Source organism: Streptomyces lushanensis, assembly GCF_001700515.1.
In the GTDB taxonomy this organism is placed as follows: Bacteria; Actinomycetota; Actinomycetes; order Streptomycetales; family Streptomycetaceae; genus Streptomyces; species Streptomyces lushanensis.
Genome location: NZ_MAUD01000565.1, coordinates 1 through 2399 on the forward strand (window position 1 = coordinate 1; position 2399 = coordinate 2399).

At 71.4% G+C, this 2399-nt stretch carries 2 protein-coding genes; one reads left to right on the top strand and one right to left on the bottom strand.

Annotated elements, in window-relative coordinates:
• Positions 1-81: 81 nt before the first annotated feature.
• The gene (locus BFF77_RS31275) at positions 82-777 is read right to left on the bottom strand and encodes a YoaK family protein (RefSeq protein WP_169922751.1); all 696 of its coding nucleotides are present in this window, start codon (positions 775-777) and stop codon (positions 82-84) included.
• A 234-nt stretch (positions 778-1011) separates the two neighbouring features.
• Between BFF77_RS31275 and BFF77_RS31280 the strand changes: the two genes are divergently transcribed.
• On the top strand, positions 1012-2277 hold the full coding sequence (locus BFF77_RS31280) for a D-arabinono-1,4-lactone oxidase (protein ID WP_066956818.1): 1266 nt from the start codon (positions 1012-1014) through the stop codon (positions 2275-2277).
• The last annotated feature ends 122 nt before the right edge of the window (positions 2278-2399 follow it).

Sequence of the window (2399 nt, forward strand, 5' to 3'; positions counted from 1 at the left end):
CGCACGACATACCGGCCGACAACATCCCGATGTGGAGCGGTGTCGGCCGCAAGCCCTGAGTCGCCGGTCCGGCCGTACGGATCAGTCCCGCACGGCGGCCGTGCGGGACTCGGGCGCCAGCGCGAAGACCGTCGCGGCGCCCGTGACCGCCACGGCCGCCAGGCCGATGGCCCCCGCCAAGGTCACCTGGAGCAGCAGCCCTCCGGTGGCCGCGCCCGCGAACACGGCCAGGACCGACCCCGCCCTGCGGTGCGGTCTGGCTCCGGTGCCCGCCCCGAAGACACTCTGCGAGGTGAGCGCGGTGAGTGTCCTGGTGAGCACGGACGTGGTGAGATCCCGCGGTGCCAGGAGGCCGACCGTGGCGTTCTGGAGACCGCAGCAGCCACCGAGCAGCGCGACGACGAGCAGGGTGGCCCCGCCCTCGTCCCGCAGCACACCCGTGCCGGTCAGTACGGTCGTCAGCGTGAGCAGGGCCGCCTGCCAGGCGAAGGCGGCGGCGAGCCAGAACCGGGGCCGCCGGCCGAAGCGCTTGTTGAGCCGGCCGCCCAGAAGCGCCCCCAGGACGAAGGCCCCCAGAGCCACGACCGGGCCGACCACGGACAGGTGGTACGCCTTGGCGACGGAGAGCCCCAGAAAAACGACATTGCCCGTCATGTTGGCGACGAAGACATGTCCCAGCCGCAGATAGCTCACCGCGTCCACGACACCGCTCGCGAAGGTCATGCTCAGCAGCGCTCCCACGGCCCACCGCCGCGCCACGGGAAACTCCTCGGGCACAGGGAAACCTCCCTTCCACGCCGCTTTCCACGCCGGACCCGTCCCGGCCGCCCGGCCGGGTCCACACCCTAGTTGCGGCACACCGCCCGTCCGTCCGCACCACGCGCATGTCAGAGTCCAGGCAGGGCGGGAAGGTTCTGGCAGTACGAGAGCGTTCCGGCAGCACGGAAAGACAGAAGGAGAGACCCAGTGCCCCACGCGTCCGGACATCCCGTCGTCCCCGAGGACACCGCCATACCTCCGGTGGTGCGGAACTGGGCCGGCAACATCACCTTCAACGCGGCACGCGTCCACACGCCTCCGTCCGTGGAACGGCTGCGGGAGATCGTCGCCGCAAGCCGCTCGGCGCGCGTACTGGGCAGCGGACATTCGTTCAACACGATCGCGGACACCCACGGGGATCTGATCTCGGTGGCCGGACTGCCCAGGACCGTGGAGGTCGACACGACGGCCGCCACGGTCACGGTCGGCGCGGGCCTGCGGTTCGCCGAGTTCACCGGCGCCGTGCACCGGGCCGGTCTGGCGCTGCACAATCTCGGCTCGCTCCCGCACATCTCCGTCGCCGGAGCCTGCGCCACCGGCACGCACGGCTCCGGGACCGGCAACGGGAACCTGGCCTCCGCGGTCCGCGCGCTGGAACTCGTCACGGCCGACGGCGAGTCGCTCACCCTCGCCCGGGGCGACGAGGGCTTCGCGGGCGCGGTGGTCGCGCTGGGCGCGGCCGGTGTGGTCACCCGGATGACGCTCGATCTGGTGCCGGGACACGACTTCCGCCAGTGGGTGTACGAGGGACTCCCGTACGGGCTGCTGCGCGAGCGGTTCGACGACGTCCTGTCCGCCGCGTACAGCGTCAGCCTCTTCACGAACTGGCGGACCGAGCGGGTCGACCAGGTCTGGCTGAAGCAGCGGATCGGTGACGGTGATCCCGGTCCCGCTCCGGAGACCTGGCTGGGCGCGGTGCTCGCGGACGGTCCGCGCCATCCGGTGCCCGGGATGGATCCCGGCACCTGCACCGTGCAGTCGGGCGTTCCCGGCCCGTGGCACGAGCGGCTGCCGCACTTCCGGCCCGAGTTCACCCCGAGCAACGGCGACGAGTTGCAGAGCGAGTACTTCGTCGCGCGGGAGGACGGCCTCGCGGCCTTCGACGCGCTGACGGCGATCGGCGAGCGGATCGCGCCGCTCCTCCAGATCGGTGAGATCAGGACCGTCGCGGCCGACGACCTGTGGCTGAGCCCGGCGTACGGGCGGGACTCGGTGGCCTTCCACTTCACCTGGCATCCCGACGGGACGGCCCTGACACCGGTGCTGGCCGCCATCGAGGAGGCGCTCGCCCCCTTCGGTGCCAGACCCCACTGGGGAAAGGTCTTCACCATGGGCCCGGAACGGGTCAGGGGACTGTACGGGCGCTACGCCGACTTCGAGGCGCTGACGGCGAAGCTCGATCCGCGCGGAGTGTTCCGCAACGAGCTCGTCGAGAGGTACTTTCCCGGCGGTCGCTGAGCCCTCCGCGCCGGCCGGGGCCCCGGTTCGTCACCGAGGTTTTACCTGGCACACAGCCACAGACCGGTTTTTGTTTCTACCCTCACGCCATGTCCCGGCACCGCATCGCTCCACACCCCGTC